The following is a 15019-nucleotide window of genomic DNA, read 5'->3' as shown; positions in this document are numbered from 1 at the left end:
CGCCGCGCTCGTCCCGCTGCGTCCACTGATCGGACGGCGCGGCCTCAGCCGCGCGTCCCTCCGTTCCTGTTCCCCCCGTTGCTCTGCCCCTGGATGAGGTTGCCCGGGATGGAGAGGGTGGGCGCCGGGAGCGGGCCGCCGTTCGTACCGCCGTTGGCCGTGCCCGCCGTCGTACCGCCGTCCGTCAGGCCGCCGATGATCCCGCCGATGAAGCCGCCGTTGTCGCCGCCGTGGCCGCGTCCGTGGCCGTCACCGTTGTCGTCGCCGTTGTCCTTGCTGTCCGGGATGTCGACGAGGTTGAAGGACTCGGACGGCTTGCCCTGGAGAGCGCCGGTCATGGCGTCCTTCCAGATCGGGCCAGGGACCTCGCCGCCGTAGACGAGGGGGCGGTAGACGCCGCCGATGGTGATGTTGACCATCTTCACGTTCTGCCGGGCGCTGCCGACCCAGACCGCGCCGGCCATGTTGGGCGTGTAGCCGACGAACCAGGCGTTCTTGCGCTCGTCCGTCGTACCCGTCTTGCCGGCGCTCTCGCGGTCGGTGAGGCCGGCCTGCTGACCCGTACCGGAGTCGACCACGCCGCGCAGCAGCGTGTTGACCGTGTCGGCGGTGTTCTCGGTCATCGCGCGCGAGCAGGTCGACTTCGGCACCTGGAGGGACTTCTGCTCGTTGCCGACCTTCTGGGTGATCGACTCGATGGCGATCGGCGTGCAGTACATGCCGCGGGCGGCGAAGGTGGCGTACGCGTTGGCCATCGTCAGCGGGGAGATGCCCTTGGAGCCGAGCGCGATGGCCGGCGCCTCGGGGAGCTTCTTGCCGTCGCCCTGCACCACGTGCAGCGCGTCGGTCATCTTCACCACCGGGCACAGGCCGATGTCGGAGATGAGCTGCACGAAGTAGGTGTTGACCGACTTCGCCATCGCCTCCTTCATGGCGTACGGGCCCTTCTCCGACTCGCTCTCGTTCTCCACCGTGTAGGCGCGGTCGTTGACCCACTGCTTGCCGTTGCACGCCTGCACCGGGCTCGGATAGGGCATCTTGTACGGCGACGAGTACTCCTGGGTCGCCGGCTTGCCACCCTCTATGGCGGCCGCGGCCACGAAGGGCTTGAAGGTCGAACCGGTCGGGAAGCCGAAGTTGGAGCCGCCCATGTCACGGTCGACCGAGTAGTTGTACTCGGTCTCGTTCTTGCCGTAGCCGTACGGCTTCGACTGGCCCATGGCCAGGATCTTGCCGGTGCCGGGCTCGACCAGGGTGGCGGCCGCGGCGACCTTGTCCGACTTCTCGACGTGCTGCTTGAGCGAGGCCTGGACCGACGCCTGGGACTGCGGGTCGAGGGTCGTACGGATCGTCAGACCGCCGCGGTTCCAGATCTTGGCCCGGGCCTCCTTGGTCTTGCCGAAGACCGGGTCGTCGAGGAAGGCGTTCTCCACGTACTTGCAGAAGAAGCCGGCACCCTTGCTGGCGGTGATACAGCCGTTCTTGGGCTGGCTGACGTGCAGTCCGAGCGGCTTCTCCTTGGCCGCGTCTGCCTCCTGCTGGGAGATGTCGCCGACCTCGGCCATGCGCTGGAGGACGGTGTTGCGGCGCTTGGTGGCCTCCGCCTCGTCGTTCACCGGGTCGTAGCGGCTGGGTGACTGGACGATGCCGGCCAGGAGCGCGGCCTGCTGCAGGCTGAGGTCCTTGGCGTGCTTGGAGAAGTAGCGCTGGGAGGCCGCCTCGACGCCGTAGGCCTGCTCGCCGAAGAAGGTGATGTTGAGGTAGTTCTCGAGGATCTTCTTCTTGCCGAGCTTTTCCTCGATCTGGATCGCGTACTTCAGCTCGCGGATCTTGCGGCCCAGGGTCTGCTGGGTGGCCTGCGCGACCTTCGTCGGGTCGTCGCCGGCCTCCTCGATGAAGTAGTTCTTCACCAGCTGCTGGGTGAGCGTGGAGGCGCCCTGGGCGACCCCGCCGCTCTGCGCGTTCTTGTTCAGCGCGCGCAGGACGCCCTTCAGGTCGATCGCGCCGTGCTGATAGAAGCGGGAGTCCTCGATCGCGACGATCGCCTTCTGCAGGTACGGCGAGATGTCCTTGAGGTCCACCACCGTGCGGTCACGGGAGTAGACGGTCGCGATCTGATGGCCCGCGGCGTCCAGGATGGTGGTCCGCTGGCTGAGCTGTGGGCTCTTCAGATTGGCCGGGATCTCGTCGAAGCCCTGGACCGACCCCTTGGCCGCGAGCCCGAGCGCTCCGGCCGCGGGCAGCGCGATGCCGGCCATCACGGCTCCCGCGAGGACACTGACACCGAGGAACTTGGCGGCCTGCTGCGTTGCCGAGAGGCCACCACCCGAGCGCTTCTTTGGCATGAGGGCAGCCTAATCCGTAGAGATGAGCGATCCGGTGGAACGGGTGTCTCTCGGGATGTTCGAGTGCCGGATCGTGACATGAGTGACATCCGCGACATCCCGGGCCGACGGCCCGTGCCGGGCCGTGGACAGCGTGCGGCGTCTACGTTCTCATTCGCCGGACACGCGTATATGCCTTGGCCTAAGCTGCTCCCAACTGTCACAGCAGTGCGGCCACGTATCAATACGTCCGGCGACCCCGAATCGTTCCGGAGGTAGCCCAAATTTCTTGTGGGCGGCGTGTCCGAATCCGCCTTGTGTGTCATCCGGCGTCCGTTGTGACGTACCACAGCTGTCCCGGTTTGCCGGGATGATCACGCATGTCGCCAGCTCACTCCCGCGGGTGATCTGCCGTTAACCCATAGTCCGTTCGGGCCATTCAAGATTGGGCCCGAAGGGGGTGTTGCGCTGTGCCCACCTTCCGTAACGTCCTCAACTGGCGGCGGTGAATATGCCGCTGCCGCCGTGGGGGAGCCTCGATTCGGGAGAGGACGGCGCCGGTATGGGCTGGGTAACCGACTGGAGTGCGCAGGCTGCCTGCCGCACTACCGATCCGGATGAACTGTTCGTTCAGGGAGCAGCGCAGAACAGGGCCAAGGCGGTGTGCACCGGTTGCCCGGTTCGCACCGAATGTCTGGCCGATGCGCTGGACAACCGCGTCGAGTTCGGCGTGTGGGGAGGCATGACGGAGCGGGAGCGCCGCGCATTGCTGCGCAGGCGGCCCACCGTGACATCGTGGCGCAGGCTCCTGGAGACCGCGCGCTCGGAGTACGAACGCGGGGCCGGGATCGTGCCTCTCGACAGCGATGAGGTGTACGAGAACTACGCAGCGGTGAGCTGAGGGCCCTCCCCTCGGGTCTACGCCCAGGGCACCTCGGGCCGGGCACGCGTCATGGGAAGCGGCGCGTGCGGTATGTCCGGTCAAGTGGCATAGGTTGCACATGGCGTGTGTCGTATGTCACGGGAAGCGGCAACGGCATGCCTCATGCGGCACGCGCCCAGGTCAGGGGTCGTCGCATGCACGCTCGGGGCAGGGCCGTCGGCCGCCGTGCAGGGGCCCGGGGCTGGGTCCGCCATCTGCTCGACCGGTGCGGCTCGGGCGTGCCTACAGGGCTCCAGTGCTCCAAGGCCTAGGGCTCTAGGGCCTAGGGCAGCTCCGTCCGGCCGGCCGCAAGCCGTTCCCCGATGTTCCGCAGTCCCGTGAGGTCGTGCACATCGCCGGGCAGCGCGGCCACCTCCACCACCGCCACCTCGGGGTGGCGCGCGGTGAAGCGGTCGCGCGTGCGCTGCTCGCGGGAGAGCAGTTGCATGCGCTCGGCGTGCAGCTTCAGCAGGCCTGCGGTGAGCTGGTCGACTGTGCGCTCCGGGTCCGTGACGGCGGGGGAGCCTTCGGCAGGAGCCGGTGCTTCGACAGCGGGAGAGTCTGAACTGCCGTACGTGTCGGGAGAGTTACGAAGTCCAGCTTTCCCGCCCCCCTGATCCACAATGCGGGGCTCTTCAAGATTTTCCGCGGCGGCGAGCGCACGTTCGGCCGACAGGCGGTCGGCGCCGCTGCCGTGGACGCGGTTGAGCACCAGTCCGACCAGCGGCATGTCCTCCGCGGCCAGCCGCTCCACGAAGTACGCGGCCTCGCGCAGCGCGTCCCGCTCCGGGGCCGCCACCACGAGGAACGCCGTGCCGGGCGCCTGCAGCAGCTTGTACGTCGCGTCCGCGCGGGTACGGAACCCGCCGAAGGTCGTGTCCATCGCGGCCACGAACGTCTGGACGTCCTTCAGCAGCTGACCGCCCAGCAGTTTGCCCAGCGTGCCGGTCATTATCGACATGCCGACGTTGAGGAAGGCCATCCCCGCGCGTCCGCCCAGCTTCGCCGGGGCCGTCAGCAGCCGGATCAGCCGCCCGTCCAGGAAGGACCCGAGCCGCTTGGGCGCGTCGAGGAAGTCCAGCGCCGACCGGGACGGCGGCGTGTCGACCACGATCAGGTCCCATTCGTCCCTGGCCCGCAGCTGCCCCAGCTTCTCCATCGCCATGTACTCCTGCGTGCCCGCGAAGCCCGCCGAGAGCGACTGGTAGAAGGGGTTGGCCAGGATCGCGGCCGCCCGCTCGGGATCCGCGTGCGCCTCGACGACCTCGTCGAACGTGCGCTTCATGTCGAGCATCATGGCGTGCAGCTCGCCGTCGTTCTCGGTGCCCTTCACGCGGCGGGGGACGTTGTCCAGCGAGTCGATGCCCATGGACTGGGCGAGTCGCCGGGCCGGGTCGATGGTGAGGACGACCACCTTCCGGCCGCGCTCGGCGGCCCGCAGCCCCAGGGCCGCCGCGGTCGTCGTCTTGCCGACCCCGCCCGAGCCGCAGCACACCACGATCCGGGTCTTCGGGTCGTCGAGCAGCGGGTCGATGTCGAGTACGCGCGCGGCGGAGAGGTGGTGGCGGCCGGTGTCCTGCGTCTGGGCCGGGTCCGGACTCATGACATCCCCTGCTTCCGCAGCTCGGTGGCGAGTTCGTACAGGCCCGCCAGGTCCATGCCCTCGGCGAGCAGCGGCAGTTCGTGCAGCGGCAGGTCCAGCTCGCCGAGGACGGCGCGCTGCTCGTGCTCCAGCGCGTACCGTTCGGCGTACTCGGCGGCCTGGTCCAGCAGCGGGTCCACCAGCTGCTCGGCCTTGCCGCCGCGGCGCGCCCCGCCCAGCCCGGCGGCGGACAGCGACTGCGCGACGGCGGTGCGCGGCACGGTCCGTACGAGTTCCAGGTCGGTCTCGTCCAGCACCTCGGGCCGCACCATGTTCACGATGACCCTCCCCACCGGCAGCCGCGCCGCCCGCAGTTCGGCGATCCCGTCCGCGGTCTCCTGGACCGGCATCTCCTCCAGGAGCGTGACCAGGTGCACCGCGGTTTCGGGCGACTTCAGCACCCGCATCACGGCCTGCGCCTGATTGTGTATCGGGCCGATCTTCGCCAGCCCGGCGACTTCGTCGTTGACGTTGAGGAAACGGGTGACCCGCCCGGTCGGCGGGGCGTCCATGACGACGTAGTCGTATACGAACCGCCCGCTCTTGTCCTTGCGCCGCACCGCCTCGCACGCCTTGCCCGTCAGGAGTACGTCCCTCAGGCCGGGCGCGACGGTGGTCGCGAAGTCGATGGCGCCGAGCTTCTTCAGGGCCCGGCCCGCCCCGCCCAGTTTGTAGAACATCTGGAGGTAGTCCAGAAGGGCCAGTTCGGGGTCGATGGCGAGCGCATACACCTCCCCGCCCCCGGGAGCCACGGCGATTTTCCGTTCCTCGTACGGCAACGCCTCTGTTTCGAAGAGCTGTGCGATGCCCTGCCGACCCTCGACCTCCACGAGAAGCGCCCGCTTCCCCTCGGTCGCGAGGGCCAGCGCGAGGGCCGCGGCGACCGTCGTCTTTCCGGTCCCGCCCTTGCCGCTGACGACCTGGAGCCTGCTCACGTCTTCGAGCCTAACCAGTCCGCGGACGGGCTACGCGGGAGGCTGTGGATAACAGGGGCTACAGTCGGCCACATGACCAAGTGGGAATACGCAACCGTGCCGCTGCTCGTCCATGCCACGAAGCAGATTCTGGACACCTGGGGCGAGGACGGCTGGGAGCTCGTCCAGGTCGTGCCCGGCCCGAACAACCCCGAGCAGCTGGTGGCCTACCTGAAGCGGGAGAAGCAGTCGTGAGCACCGTCGAGGCCAAGCTGGCCGAACTGGGCCTTGTCCTGCCGGAGGTTGTGCCGCCGCTGGCCGCCTACCAGCCGGCCGTGCGGTCGGGTGTGTACGTCTACACCTCCGGCCAGCTGCCGATGGTCGACGGCAAGCTTCCGGTCACCGGCAAGGTGGGCGCGGAGGTCACCGCGGAGGAGGCCAAGGACCTGGCCCGCACCTGCGCGCTGAACGCCCTGGCCGCCGTGAAGTCCGTCGCCGGTGACCTGGACCGCGTCGCGCGCGTGGTGAAGGTCGTCGGCTTCGTCGCCTCGGCCTCCGACTTCACCGGGCAGCCCGGCGTCATCAACGGCGCGAGCGAGCTGCTGGGTGCCGTCCTCGGCGACAAGGGCGTCCACGCGCGCAGCGCGGTCGGCGTCGCCGTGCTGCCGCTGGACGCGCCGGTCGAGGTGGAGGTTCAGGTCGAGCTGATGCCGTAAGGCGCTGCTCACTGGCCCCTCTCGAACATTCGCGCACATCGGGATAGCCTCCGCCCATGGCTAATGGGCAGTGGTATCCCCCGGAGTGGCCGGATCGTATCCGAGCGCTGACGGAAGGCACCCTCACCCCGGTGTCCCCGAAGCGCGCGGCCACGGTGATGCTCCTGAAGGACACCGCCGCCGGTCCGGCCGTCCACATGCTGCGCAGACGCGCCTCCATGGCCTTCGCCGGAGGCGCGTACGCGTACCCCGGCGGCGGCGTCGACCCGCGGGACGACGACCACCAGATCCGCTGGGCGGGCCCCACGCGCGCGTGGTGGGCCGAGCGGCTCGGCGTCGACGAGCGCGCCGCCCAGGCCGTCGTCTGCGCGGCCGTCCGGGAGACCTACGAGGAGGCGGGCGTCCTGCTCGCCGGACCCGACCCCGACTCGGTGGTCGGCGACACCACGGGCGAGGACTGGGAGGCGGACCGCGCCGCCCTGGTCGCCCGCGACCTGTCCTTCGCCGAGTTCCTGGACCGCCGCGGACTGGTCCTGCGCTCCGACCTGCTGGGCGCCTGGACCCGCTGGATCACCCCCGAATTCGAGTCCCGCCGCTACGACACCTGGTTCTTCGTGGCCGTCCTCCCGGAGGGCCAGCGCACCCGGAACGCGTCCACAGAGGCCGACCGCACGGTGTGGATCCGCCCCCAGGAGGCGTCGGACTCCTACGACAACGGCGAGCTGACGATGATGCCGCCCACCATCGCGACCCTGCGCCAACTGGCCCCGCACACCACCGCAGCCGAGACGCTCGCCGCCGCTCCCGCGCGCGACATGACTCCCGTCCTGGCCCGCGCCCGCCTGGTGGACGGCCAGATCGTCCTGTCCTGGCCGGGCCACGACGAGTTCACCAAGCACATCCCGAACCCTGCGGCCGGAGGAGGCCCCGCATGACGGACGCCGCCGCTCCGCCCGGCCGGGCCGGGGGTGGAGAATCGATTCCCCGCGCATTTCTCGCAGCGGCGCCGGAAGGAGCTTTGGCATGACGGACGCCGCAGCCCTCCCCGGCCAGCCCCGTGGCGGAGTCCTCTCCGGTCCCGCCACCGAGCGGGCCGTCAACGTCCTGGCGCCCAACGCCTCCGCGATGACCCTGGACGGCACCAACACCTGGATCGTCGCGGAGCCCGACTCCGACCTGGCCGTCGTCATCGACCCCGGCCCGCTGGACGAGGACCACCTCCGCGCCGTCGTGGACACGGCCGAGCGGGCCGGCAGGCGCATCGCCCTCACCCTGCTCACCCACGGCCACCCCGACCACGCGGAGGGCGCCGCCCGTTTCGCCGCGCTGACCCGCACGAAGGTCCGCGCGCTGGACCCGGCGCTGCGGCTGGGCGACGAGGGCCTGGCCGCCGGGAACGTGGTCCGGGTCGGCGGCCTGGAGCTGCGGGTCGTACCGACCCCCGGCCACACCGCGGACTCCCTGTGCTTCCACCTGCCGGCCGACCGTGCGGTGCTGACCGGTGACACGATCCTCGGCCGCGGTACGACGGTCGTGGCGCACCCCGACGGCCGTCTGGGCGACTATCTGGACTCCCTGAGGCGTCTGAGGTCGCTCACGGTGGACGACGGCGTCCACACGGTCCTGCCCGGCCACGGCCCGGTCCTGGAGGACGCCCAGGGCGCGGTCGAGTTCTACCTCGCCCACCGCGCCCACCGCCTCGCCCAGGTCGAGACGGCCGTCGAGGACGGCTACCGCACCGCTTCCGAGGTCGTCGCCCACGTCTACGCCGACGTGGACCGCTCGCTGTGGCCGGCGGCGGAGCTGTCGGTGCTGGCGCAGATGGACTACCTCCAGGAGCACGGGCTGATCTAGGGGGCGGAGGCCGGTCGAGCCACGGCCGGGCCGGCGCGAGCCGCGTCCCGGCGCTCAGTCGGGCCTGCGCGCCTTCACCCCGTGCACGCGCGCGTACTCCTCGGCGAGCCACGGCCCGAGGTCGTCGACGTACGACCGCAGGGCGACGGCATCGCCGACCGGCTCGTACCCGTACTCGGCCGCTGTGCGCATCTGCACCGCCCGCTGCGGGTAGTACGCGCCGAAGACCTCGGCCATCTCCCTCAGGTCGCTCGTCCAGCCGTTCCAGCGGGGCATGACGAGGGTGAACCCGGTGCGCACGAGGTGCCGGGACATGAAGCGTACGAGGGGCCGCCGGGCCTCCTCCGAGTCGTCGGCGCCCGCGATCCGCTCACGCCAGCGCGGGAGGAGGAGAGCGAGGTCCCCGTTGGTCTCGCGGGCGAGCAGCGAGTCGGGCCGGTAGCGCGGAAGGTACTCGGCGAGATCCTCCCCGAGGAGGGGAGTGCACAGGCAGGCCACGAACCACCCCAGGTCGTAGCGCTCCGGCTCGCTCAGCAGCCGTCCCCGGCCGAACAGCAGCGTCCCCACCCCGTCGATCTGCCCGAACTCCTTGTCGAGCGCGTCGCCGAGTGCGCGGGCGGCCGCGCGGTCCGCCTCCGTGGGCTCCTCCCGCAGCGCGACCAGCAGATCGAGATCGCTGCGTCCCACGCGCGCGGTGCCGCGTGGGATCGACCCGTAGAGATACGCACTGTGCAGCTGTGCGCCGAAGACGTCGAGCAGCCGGTCCCGGGCGGCGGCGACGACGGGGCGGAAGCCGTGCGGGACGAGGGCGAGGGAACCCTCGCGTTCGAGGTAGCCCAGGGGGTCGAGGCCTTTGCAAGGGGCGGTTTTGGCCATGGGCTCACTGTGCCCCCGGGGAAGCGGCAGGGCAGCTCATTTACCGCCCCGGCCGCTCATTCACCGCCCCGGCCGCGGCGTTCAGGTCCCGGCGGCGAAGAAAACGGGGTGCCGCCCTCAAGAGGCGGCACCCCATAGTCGTAAGGCAGGGACTCGGCGTCAGCGCGAGCGCTTGGCGAGGCGTTCGACGTCCAGCAGGATCACGGCCCGCGCCTCCAGGCGGAGCCACCCGCGCTGGGCGAAGTCCGCCAGCGCCTTGTTCACGGTCTCGCGGGACGCGCCGACCAGCTGGGCCAGCTCTTCCTGCGTCAGGTCGTGGACGACGTGGATGCCCTCCTCGGACTGCACGCCGAAACGGCGCGAGAGGTCCAGCAGGGCGCGGGCCACACGGCCGGGGACGTCGGAGAAGACCAGGTCGGACATGGCGTCGTTGGTCTTGCGCAGACGGCGCGCGACGGCGCGCAGCAGGGCGGTGGCCACCTCGGGGCGGGCGTTCAGCCAGGGCTGGAGGTCGCCGTGGCCGAGACCGAGCAGCTTGACCTCGGTGAGGGCGGTGGCGGTCGCCGTGCGCGGACCGGGGTCGAACAGCGACAGCTCACCGATCAGCTCGCCGGGGCCGACGACGGCGAGCATGTTCTCGCGGCCGTCGGGCGAGGTGCGGTGGAGCTTGACCTTGCCCTCGGTGACGACGTAGAGCCGGTCGCCCGGGTCGCCCTCGTGGAACAGGGAGTCTCCACGGGCGAGGGTCACCTCACTCATGGAGGCGCGCAGCTCCGCGGACTGCTCGTCATCGAGCGCCGCGAAGAGCGGGTTGCGCCGCAGAACGTCGTCCACGAGTTCTCTCCTTGTCGACCTGCTCAGGGGATCTTGCTCCCCCTTGGTACCAGGGGACCGTGCTCCCCATTTTGCCGGACGGTCCAAACAGTGTGATCTGTCACAAGGATGCCGCACAGGTGTCCCGAGGTAAGCGGCAGGGGTCCAATTGGGCGCTGATCTTCTGGGTCCGGGGCGGATGTCGGTGCCGGGCTTTAGGCTGGCCGGGTGTCCAAATCGCCAGTAGAGCACAGGCCAAGGGGGCTGCGCGGGTGGTTGTACGTCGCGATTCCGCTGTGGGCGAACAGAACCCTGGCGGCGGTGGGAAAACCGTAAAAACTGCCAAAACGACAGCGGCGAAGAAAACGTCGGCCAAGAAAGCGTCGGTGAAGGCGACGCCGGTGAAGTCGGCGCCCGCGAAGAAGATTCCGGCCGACGAGTCGCGCACCGCCCTGGTCCGCCGCGCCCGCCGCATCAACCGCGAACTCGCGGAGGTGTACCCCTACGCCCACCCCGAGCTCGACTTCGAGAACCCCTTCGAGCTCCTGGTCGCCACGGTGCTCTCCGCCCAGACCACGGACCTCAGGGTCAACCAGACGACCCCGGCGCTCTTCGCCAAGTACCCCACCCCCGAGGACCTGGCCGCCGCCAACCCGGAGGAGGTGGAGGAGATCCTCCGCCCCACCGGCTTCTTCCGGGCCAAGACCAAGTCGGTCATAGGGCTGTCGAAGGCCCTGGTCGACGAGTTCGGCGGTGAGGTCCCGGGCAGGCTGGAGGACCTCGTCAAGCTCCCCGGCGTCGGCCGCAAGACCGCGTTCGTCGTGCTCGGCAACGCCTTCGGGCGGCCCGGCATCACCGTGGACACGCACTTCCAGCGGCTCGTGCGGCGCTGGAAGTGGACCGACGAGACCGACCCGGACAGGATCGAGGCCGTCGTCGGCTCGCTGTTCCCGAAGAGCGAGTGGACGGATCTCTCGCACCATGTGATCTGGCACGGCCGGCGCATCTGCCACGCCCGCAAGCCCGCCTGCGGCGCCTGCCCCATCGCCCCGCTCTGCCCGGCGTACGGCGAGGGCGAGACCGACCCGGACAAGGCCAGCAAGCTGCTGAAGTACGAAAAGGGCGGCTTCCCGGGCCAGCGCCTCAAACCCCCGCAGTCCTATCTCGACGCGGGCGGCAGGCCGGCGCCGCCGCTGGGGGCCGCGTGACGGAACGATCGAGGTGCCGTCGGGCGTTGGACACGGAAGAACGGGGGTGGCGATGACACACACGAGCGACACGCGCGGTGGCTCGGCGACGCTCAGCAGGGAGGGGCTGCCCGAGTGGCTGGACCCGGTGGTGAGCGCCGTGGAGACGGTCGAGCCGCTCCAGCTGAGCCGCTTCCTGCCGCCGGAGGACGGGGCGGGGCGGGAGTCCGCCGTGCTGATCCTCTTCGGTGAGGGCGAGCACGGTCCCGAACTGCTGCTCATGGAGCGCGCCGGATCGCTGCGCTCGCACGCCGGCCAGCCGTCGTTCCCCGGCGGCAGCCTGGACCCGGAGGACGGCGACCCCTCGGGCGACGGACCGCTGCGGGCCGCGCTGCGTGAGGCCGAGGAGGAGACCGGACTCGATCCGTCCGGCGTCCAGCTCTTCGGCGTGCTGCCCAAGCTCTACATCCCGGTCAGCGGCTTCGTCGTCACCCCGGTGCTGGGCTGGTGGCGGGAGCCGACCCCCGTCGGTGTCGTCGACCCGAACGAGACCGCGCGCGTCTTCACCGTCCCCGTGGCGGATCTCACGGACCCGGCCAACAGAGCCACCGCCGTCCATCCGCGCGGCCACGCAGGTCCGGCATTTCTGGTCGAATCGGCCCTGGTCTGGGGTTTTACGGCCGGGATCATCGACCGGCTGCTGCACTACGCGGGCTGGGAGCGGCCCTGGGACAGAGAGAAGCAGGTCCCACTCGACTGGCGGTCATGACAGGGTGAACCCCGTGAATGTGCTGGACATCCTGCTGCTGGTCGCCGCCGTGTGGTTCGCGATCGTCGGCTACCGCCAGGGGTTCGTCGTCGGCATCCTCTCGGTGATCGGTTTCCTGGGCGGCGGTCTCGTCGCCGTCTATGTGCTTCCCGTCATCTGGGACGCCCTGACCGACCAGAAGGAGGTCAGCACGACCGTCGCCGTCGTCGCGGTGGTGATCGTCATCGTCTGCGCCTCCATCGGCCAGGCCCTGACCACCCACCTCGGCAACAAGCTGCGCCGGTACATCACCTGGTCCCCGGCCCGCGCCCTGGACGCGACCGGCGGCGCCCTGGTCAACGTCGTGGCGATGCTGCTGGTCGCCTGGCTGATCGGCTCGGCCCTGGCCGGCACGACGCTGCCCACGCTCGGCAAGGAGGTCCGCAGCTCCAAGGTGCTGCTCGGGGTCTCCCGCGCCCTGCCCGCGCAGGCCGACACCTGGTTCGCGGACTTCTCCACGGTCCTCGCGCAGAACGGCTTCCCGCAGGTCTTCAGCCCGTTCGCCAACGAGCCGATCAACGACGTCCAGCCGCCCGACCCGGCCCTGGCGGGCAGCCCCGTGGCCACCCGCGCCCAGAGCTCCATCGTCAAGGTCATGGGCACCGCCCAGAGCTGCGGCAAGGTCCTGGAGGGCTCCGGCTTCGTCTTCGGCGACCGCCGTGTGATGACCAACGCGCACGTCGTCGGCGGCGTCGACGAGCCCACGGTCCAGATAGGCGGCGAGGGCCGCAAGTACGACGCCAAGGTCGTCCTCTACGACTGGGAGCGCGACATCGCCGTACTCGACGTGCCGGACCTGAAGACGCGTGCCCTGCAGTTCGCGTCCCGGGACGCGGACAGCGGCGACAGCGCGATCGTCGCGGGCTTCCCGCAGAACGGATCGTACGACGTCCGTGCCGCGCGCGTGCGCGGCCGCATCACGGCCAACGGCCCGGACATCTACCACCGCGGCACCGTCCGCCGCGACGTCTACTCCCTGTACGCGACCGTCCGCCAGGGCAACTCCGGCGGCCCGCTGCTCACGCCCGACGGCAAGGTGTACGGCGTGGTCTTCGCGAAGTCCCTCGACGACGCCGACACCGGCTACGCGCTCACGGCGGACGAGATCCGGCAGGACATCGCCAAGGGCCGTACGGCGAACGAGCAGGTGGGTACCGACAGCTGCGCCCTCTGAGGCCGAGGTCTGCAGGACCTGGGACGCCGCGGGGCCGTCAGCCGCGGGGGTGACGCAGGCGTACCGAGACCCAGCGGGCCCGGCGGCGCAGGATGCGCGGGATCCCCACCCTGAGGTCGGTGCCCGGCAACTGCGGGGCGCTTCCCTGGTGGGAGCTCAGACCGCCCGTGGAACGGCGGTTTCGGGGTGCGTCACTGTAGTCGTGCGTCCAGCCCATACCCCGACGTCTGCCCCCGCCTCATGGTCGATAACCGCCTCCGGACCCCTCAATTGGCCTATGCGCCAGGCATGTGGCCGTTCGTAGGACAGACGTTCAATGCGACATACCGGATGTATCGGTACGGTCACCGGTCGGGTTCGGGGTCTTTGAGCCAGTTGATCAGTTCGGTGGAGAAGGCGACCGGATCCTCTTCGTGCGGGAAGTGGCCCAGTCCGTCGAACAGCCGCCAGCGGTACGGGGCCTCGACGTACTCGCCCGAGCCTGCCGCGCTCCGCGTCCGCGTCACGGGGTCCAGCGAGCCGTGCAGATGCAGCGTCGGCACGCGCACCGGCCGCTTCATACGGCGGTTGAACTGGATGCCGTCCGGGCGGGCCAGCGACCGCACCAGCCAGCGGTACGGCTCGATCGAGCAGTGTGCCGTCGACGGGATGCACATCGCCCGCCGGTAGGTGTCCACCGTCTCGTCGTCCGGCAGCCGGGGCCCGGACCAGTCCCGGATGAGCCGGCCCACGAGGGCGGCGTCGTCGGCGACCAGCTGCCGCTCCGGGATCCAGGGCCGCTGAAAACCCCAGATGTACGAGCTGGCGGCCGTCTGCCGGGCGTCCCGCAGCATCGCGGAGCGCCAGCGCCGGGGGTGCGGCATGGAGACGACCGCGAGCCGCCGTACGAGCTTGGGCCGCATCGCGGCCGCCGTCCACGCCAGATAGCCGCCCAGGTCATGGCCGACCAGGGCGGCGTCCGGCTCGCCGAGCGACCGGATCACACCGGTGACGTCGAGGGCGAGGTTGGCCGGGTCGTACCCGCGCGGCGTGCGGTCGCTGCCGCCCACGCCGCGCAGGTCCATCGCCACCGCACGGAATCCCGCGTCGGCGAGCGCGGTCAGCTGGTGGCGCCACGTCCACCAGAACTGGGGGAAGCCGTGCAGCAGCAGCACCAGGGGGCCGTCGCCCAGCTCCGCGATGTGAAAGCGGGCGCCGTTGGCGGCGACGTCCCGGTGGGTCACCCCTTCGGGGACATCGACGCGTACGACCGAAGTCGCGGAGGGATCCGTCATGACGACGAGCGTCCCACAGCTTCGATGGCCTCGGGGACCCGGTCTTCCAGCGCCGGGCGCTCGGCACGGGGGTGGGGCTTGGCGTTCTGCAGGACGCCCGCCGTCTCCTTCATCGAGGCCGCCACCTTCTGCGGGCCCTGGCTCTGCTTGGCCTTCTTCGCGAAGACCACGCCGATCAGCGCCAGCACGACGGCCACCAGGACATTCGCCGCGAACGACAGCAGGAAGCAGATCGCGAGGTTCCAGCCGCTCCAGGTCCGGATGCCGTACGCCAGCGCGAAGTTGAGCATCGGCAGGGAGAACAGCAGCAGCATGGCCGCCGCCGAGAACGCGCCGCCGCTCGTCGCGCCGCGCTTGACGTCCTGCTTCAGCTGGGCCTTGGCCAGCGCGATCTCGTCGTGCACCAGCGCCGACAATTCGGTCGTCGCCGAGGCGAACAGCTGGCCGATGCTGCGTTCGGCGCCGACCGGGCTGCCGTCGGGTGCGCTCATCGCGGTCTCCCTCTTCGTCTTTTT

The 15019-nt window shown here is 70.4% G+C and carries 16 protein-coding genes; 8 read left to right on the top strand and 8 right to left on the bottom strand.

The window, feature by feature from the left end:
- Positions 1-44: 44 nt before the first annotated feature.
- Positions 45-2345: a transglycosylase domain-containing protein gene (locus tag ACFY1J_RS28480; protein ID WP_390711747.1), complete on the bottom strand. Its 2301-nt coding sequence runs from the start codon at positions 2343-2345 to the stop codon at positions 45-47.
- Positions 2346-2886: 541 nt separating this feature from the next.
- Between ACFY1J_RS28480 and wblA the strand changes: the two genes are divergently transcribed.
- Positions 2887-3225 (top strand): transcriptional regulator WblA, encoded by a 339-nt coding sequence (gene wblA, locus ACFY1J_RS28475; protein ID WP_067116510.1) that lies wholly within the window; start codon positions 2887-2889, stop codon positions 3223-3225.
- 304 nt (positions 3226-3529) lie between these two features.
- Here the strand turns inward: wblA and ACFY1J_RS28470 are convergent, their stop codons facing one another.
- Together ACFY1J_RS28470 and ACFY1J_RS28465 are read right to left on the bottom strand one after the other, a co-directional pair.
- Positions 3530-4849, bottom strand: coding sequence for an ArsA family ATPase (locus ACFY1J_RS28470; RefSeq protein ID WP_390711746.1), 1320 nt, complete (start codon positions 4847-4849; stop codon positions 3530-3532).
- Positions 4846-5823: an ArsA family ATPase gene (locus ACFY1J_RS28465; protein ID WP_390711745.1), complete on the bottom strand. Its 978-nt coding sequence runs from the start codon at positions 5821-5823 to the stop codon at positions 4846-4848. Before ACFY1J_RS28465 ends, ACFY1J_RS28470 begins: the two co-directional genes overlap by 4 nt.
- A 72-nt stretch (positions 5824-5895) precedes the next feature.
- Between ACFY1J_RS28465 and ACFY1J_RS28460 the strand changes: the two genes are divergently transcribed.
- The 4 genes from ACFY1J_RS28460 (at position 5896) to ACFY1J_RS28445 (ending at position 8372) form a co-directional block, all read left to right on the top strand.
- Positions 5896-6057 (top strand): DUF4177 domain-containing protein, encoded by a 162-nt coding sequence (locus ACFY1J_RS28460; protein ID WP_121891618.1) that lies wholly within the window; start codon positions 5896-5898, stop codon positions 6055-6057.
- On the top strand, positions 6054-6518 hold the full coding sequence (locus ACFY1J_RS28455) for a RidA family protein (protein WP_390711744.1): 465 nt from the start codon (positions 6054-6056) through the stop codon (positions 6516-6518). The genes ACFY1J_RS28460 and ACFY1J_RS28455 overlap by 4 nt, the downstream gene beginning before the upstream one ends.
- A 56-nt stretch (positions 6519-6574) precedes the next feature.
- Positions 6575-7453, top strand: a complete 879-nt coding sequence (locus tag ACFY1J_RS28450; RefSeq protein WP_390711743.1) for an NUDIX hydrolase — start codon at positions 6575-6577, stop codon at positions 7451-7453.
- An 88-nt stretch (positions 7454-7541) separates the two neighbouring features.
- The gene (locus ACFY1J_RS28445) at positions 7542-8372 is read left to right on the top strand and encodes an MBL fold metallo-hydrolase (protein ID WP_390711742.1); all 831 of its coding nucleotides are present in this window, start codon (positions 7542-7544) and stop codon (positions 8370-8372) included.
- A gap of 54 nt (positions 8373-8426) precedes the next feature.
- Here ACFY1J_RS28445 and ACFY1J_RS28440 read toward each other — a convergent pair whose 3' ends face one another.
- The gene (locus ACFY1J_RS28440) at positions 8427-9248 is read right to left on the bottom strand and encodes a nucleotidyltransferase domain-containing protein (RefSeq protein ID WP_390732214.1); all 822 of its coding nucleotides are present in this window, start codon (positions 9246-9248) and stop codon (positions 8427-8429) included.
- 159 nt (positions 9249-9407) lie between these two features.
- Positions 9408-10082: a Crp/Fnr family transcriptional regulator gene (locus ACFY1J_RS28435; protein WP_018547939.1), complete on the bottom strand. Its 675-nt coding sequence runs from the start codon at positions 10080-10082 to the stop codon at positions 9408-9410.
- Between the two features lie 275 nt (positions 10083-10357).
- On the opposite strand from ACFY1J_RS28435, the gene nth reads away from it, so the two are divergent.
- The 3 genes from nth to ACFY1J_RS28420 are packed head-to-tail and all read left to right on the top strand — an operon-like array spanning position 10358 to position 13230.
- Positions 10358-11269, top strand: coding sequence for an endonuclease III (gene nth, locus ACFY1J_RS28430; protein WP_390732213.1), 912 nt, complete (start codon positions 10358-10360; stop codon positions 11267-11269).
- A gap of 52 nt (positions 11270-11321) precedes the next feature.
- Positions 11322-12017, top strand: coding sequence for an NUDIX hydrolase (locus tag ACFY1J_RS28425; RefSeq protein WP_390711739.1), 696 nt, complete (start codon positions 11322-11324; stop codon positions 12015-12017).
- Positions 12018-12030: 13 nt separating this feature from the next.
- Positions 12031-13230: a MarP family serine protease gene (locus tag ACFY1J_RS28420; RefSeq protein WP_390711738.1), complete on the top strand. Its 1200-nt coding sequence runs from the start codon at positions 12031-12033 to the stop codon at positions 13228-13230.
- 37 nt (positions 13231-13267) lie between these two features.
- Here ACFY1J_RS28420 and ACFY1J_RS28415 read toward each other — a convergent pair whose 3' ends face one another.
- The 3 genes from ACFY1J_RS28415 to ACFY1J_RS28405 all read right to left on the bottom strand — a co-directional run bounded on the left by ACFY1J_RS28415 (position 13268) and on the right by ACFY1J_RS28405 (position 14995).
- The gene (locus ACFY1J_RS28415; protein ID WP_316760244.1) at positions 13268-13447 is read right to left on the bottom strand and encodes a hypothetical protein; all 180 of its coding nucleotides are present in this window, start codon (positions 13445-13447) and stop codon (positions 13268-13270) included.
- Between the two features lie 127 nt (positions 13448-13574).
- Positions 13575-14504 (bottom strand): alpha/beta fold hydrolase, encoded by a 930-nt coding sequence (locus tag ACFY1J_RS28410; protein WP_390711737.1) that lies wholly within the window; start codon positions 14502-14504, stop codon positions 13575-13577.
- Positions 14501-14995 carry a phage holin family protein gene (locus ACFY1J_RS28405; RefSeq protein ID WP_390711736.1) on the bottom strand — a complete coding sequence of 165 codons (495 nt, stop codon included), beginning with the start codon at positions 14993-14995 and terminating at the stop codon, positions 14501-14503. The genes ACFY1J_RS28410 and ACFY1J_RS28405 overlap by 4 nt, the downstream gene beginning before the upstream one ends.
- Between the last annotated feature and the right edge of the window lie 24 nt (positions 14996-15019).

Origin of the sequence: Streptomyces sp. NPDC001406 (genome assembly GCF_042895285.1) — a bacterium.
In the GTDB taxonomy this organism is placed as follows: Bacteria; Actinomycetota; Actinomycetes; order Streptomycetales; family Streptomycetaceae; genus Streptomyces.
Note: the sequence above shows the minus strand (reverse complement) of the source record. Positions and strands in the feature narration are given on the sequence as shown.

Coding starts and splice junctions, on each gene's coding strand:
- ACFY1J_RS28480 (WP_390711747.1), bottom strand. CDS start 2,345: ATGCCAAAGAAGCGCTCGGGTGGTGGCCTCTCGGCAACGCAGCAGGCC.
- wblA (WP_067116510.1), top strand. CDS start 2,887: ATGGGCTGGGTAACCGACTGGAGTGCGCAGGCTGCCTGCCGCACTACC.
- ACFY1J_RS28470 (WP_390711746.1), bottom strand. CDS start 4,849: ATGAGTCCGGACCCGGCCCAGACGCAGGACACCGGCCGCCACCACCTC.
- ACFY1J_RS28460 (WP_121891618.1), top strand. CDS start 5,896: ATGACCAAGTGGGAATACGCAACCGTGCCGCTGCTCGTCCATGCCACG.
- ACFY1J_RS28450 (WP_390711743.1), top strand. CDS start 6,575: ATGGCTAATGGGCAGTGGTATCCCCCGGAGTGGCCGGATCGTATCCGA.
- ACFY1J_RS28445 (WP_390711742.1), top strand. CDS start 7,542: ATGACGGACGCCGCAGCCCTCCCCGGCCAGCCCCGTGGCGGAGTCCTC.
- ACFY1J_RS28440 (WP_390732214.1), bottom strand. CDS start 9,248: ATGGCCAAAACCGCCCCTTGCAAAGGCCTCGACCCCCTGGGCTACCTC.
- ACFY1J_RS28425 (WP_390711739.1), top strand. CDS start 11,322: ATGACACACACGAGCGACACGCGCGGTGGCTCGGCGACGCTCAGCAGG.
- ACFY1J_RS28415 (WP_316760244.1), bottom strand. CDS start 13,447: ATGGGCTGGACGCACGACTACAGTGACGCACCCCGAAACCGCCGTTCC.
- ACFY1J_RS28410 (WP_390711737.1), bottom strand. CDS start 14,504: ATGACGGATCCCTCCGCGACTTCGGTCGTACGCGTCGATGTCCCCGAA.
- ACFY1J_RS28405 (WP_390711736.1), bottom strand. CDS start 14,995: ATGAGCGCACCCGACGGCAGCCCGGTCGGCGCCGAACGCAGCATCGGC.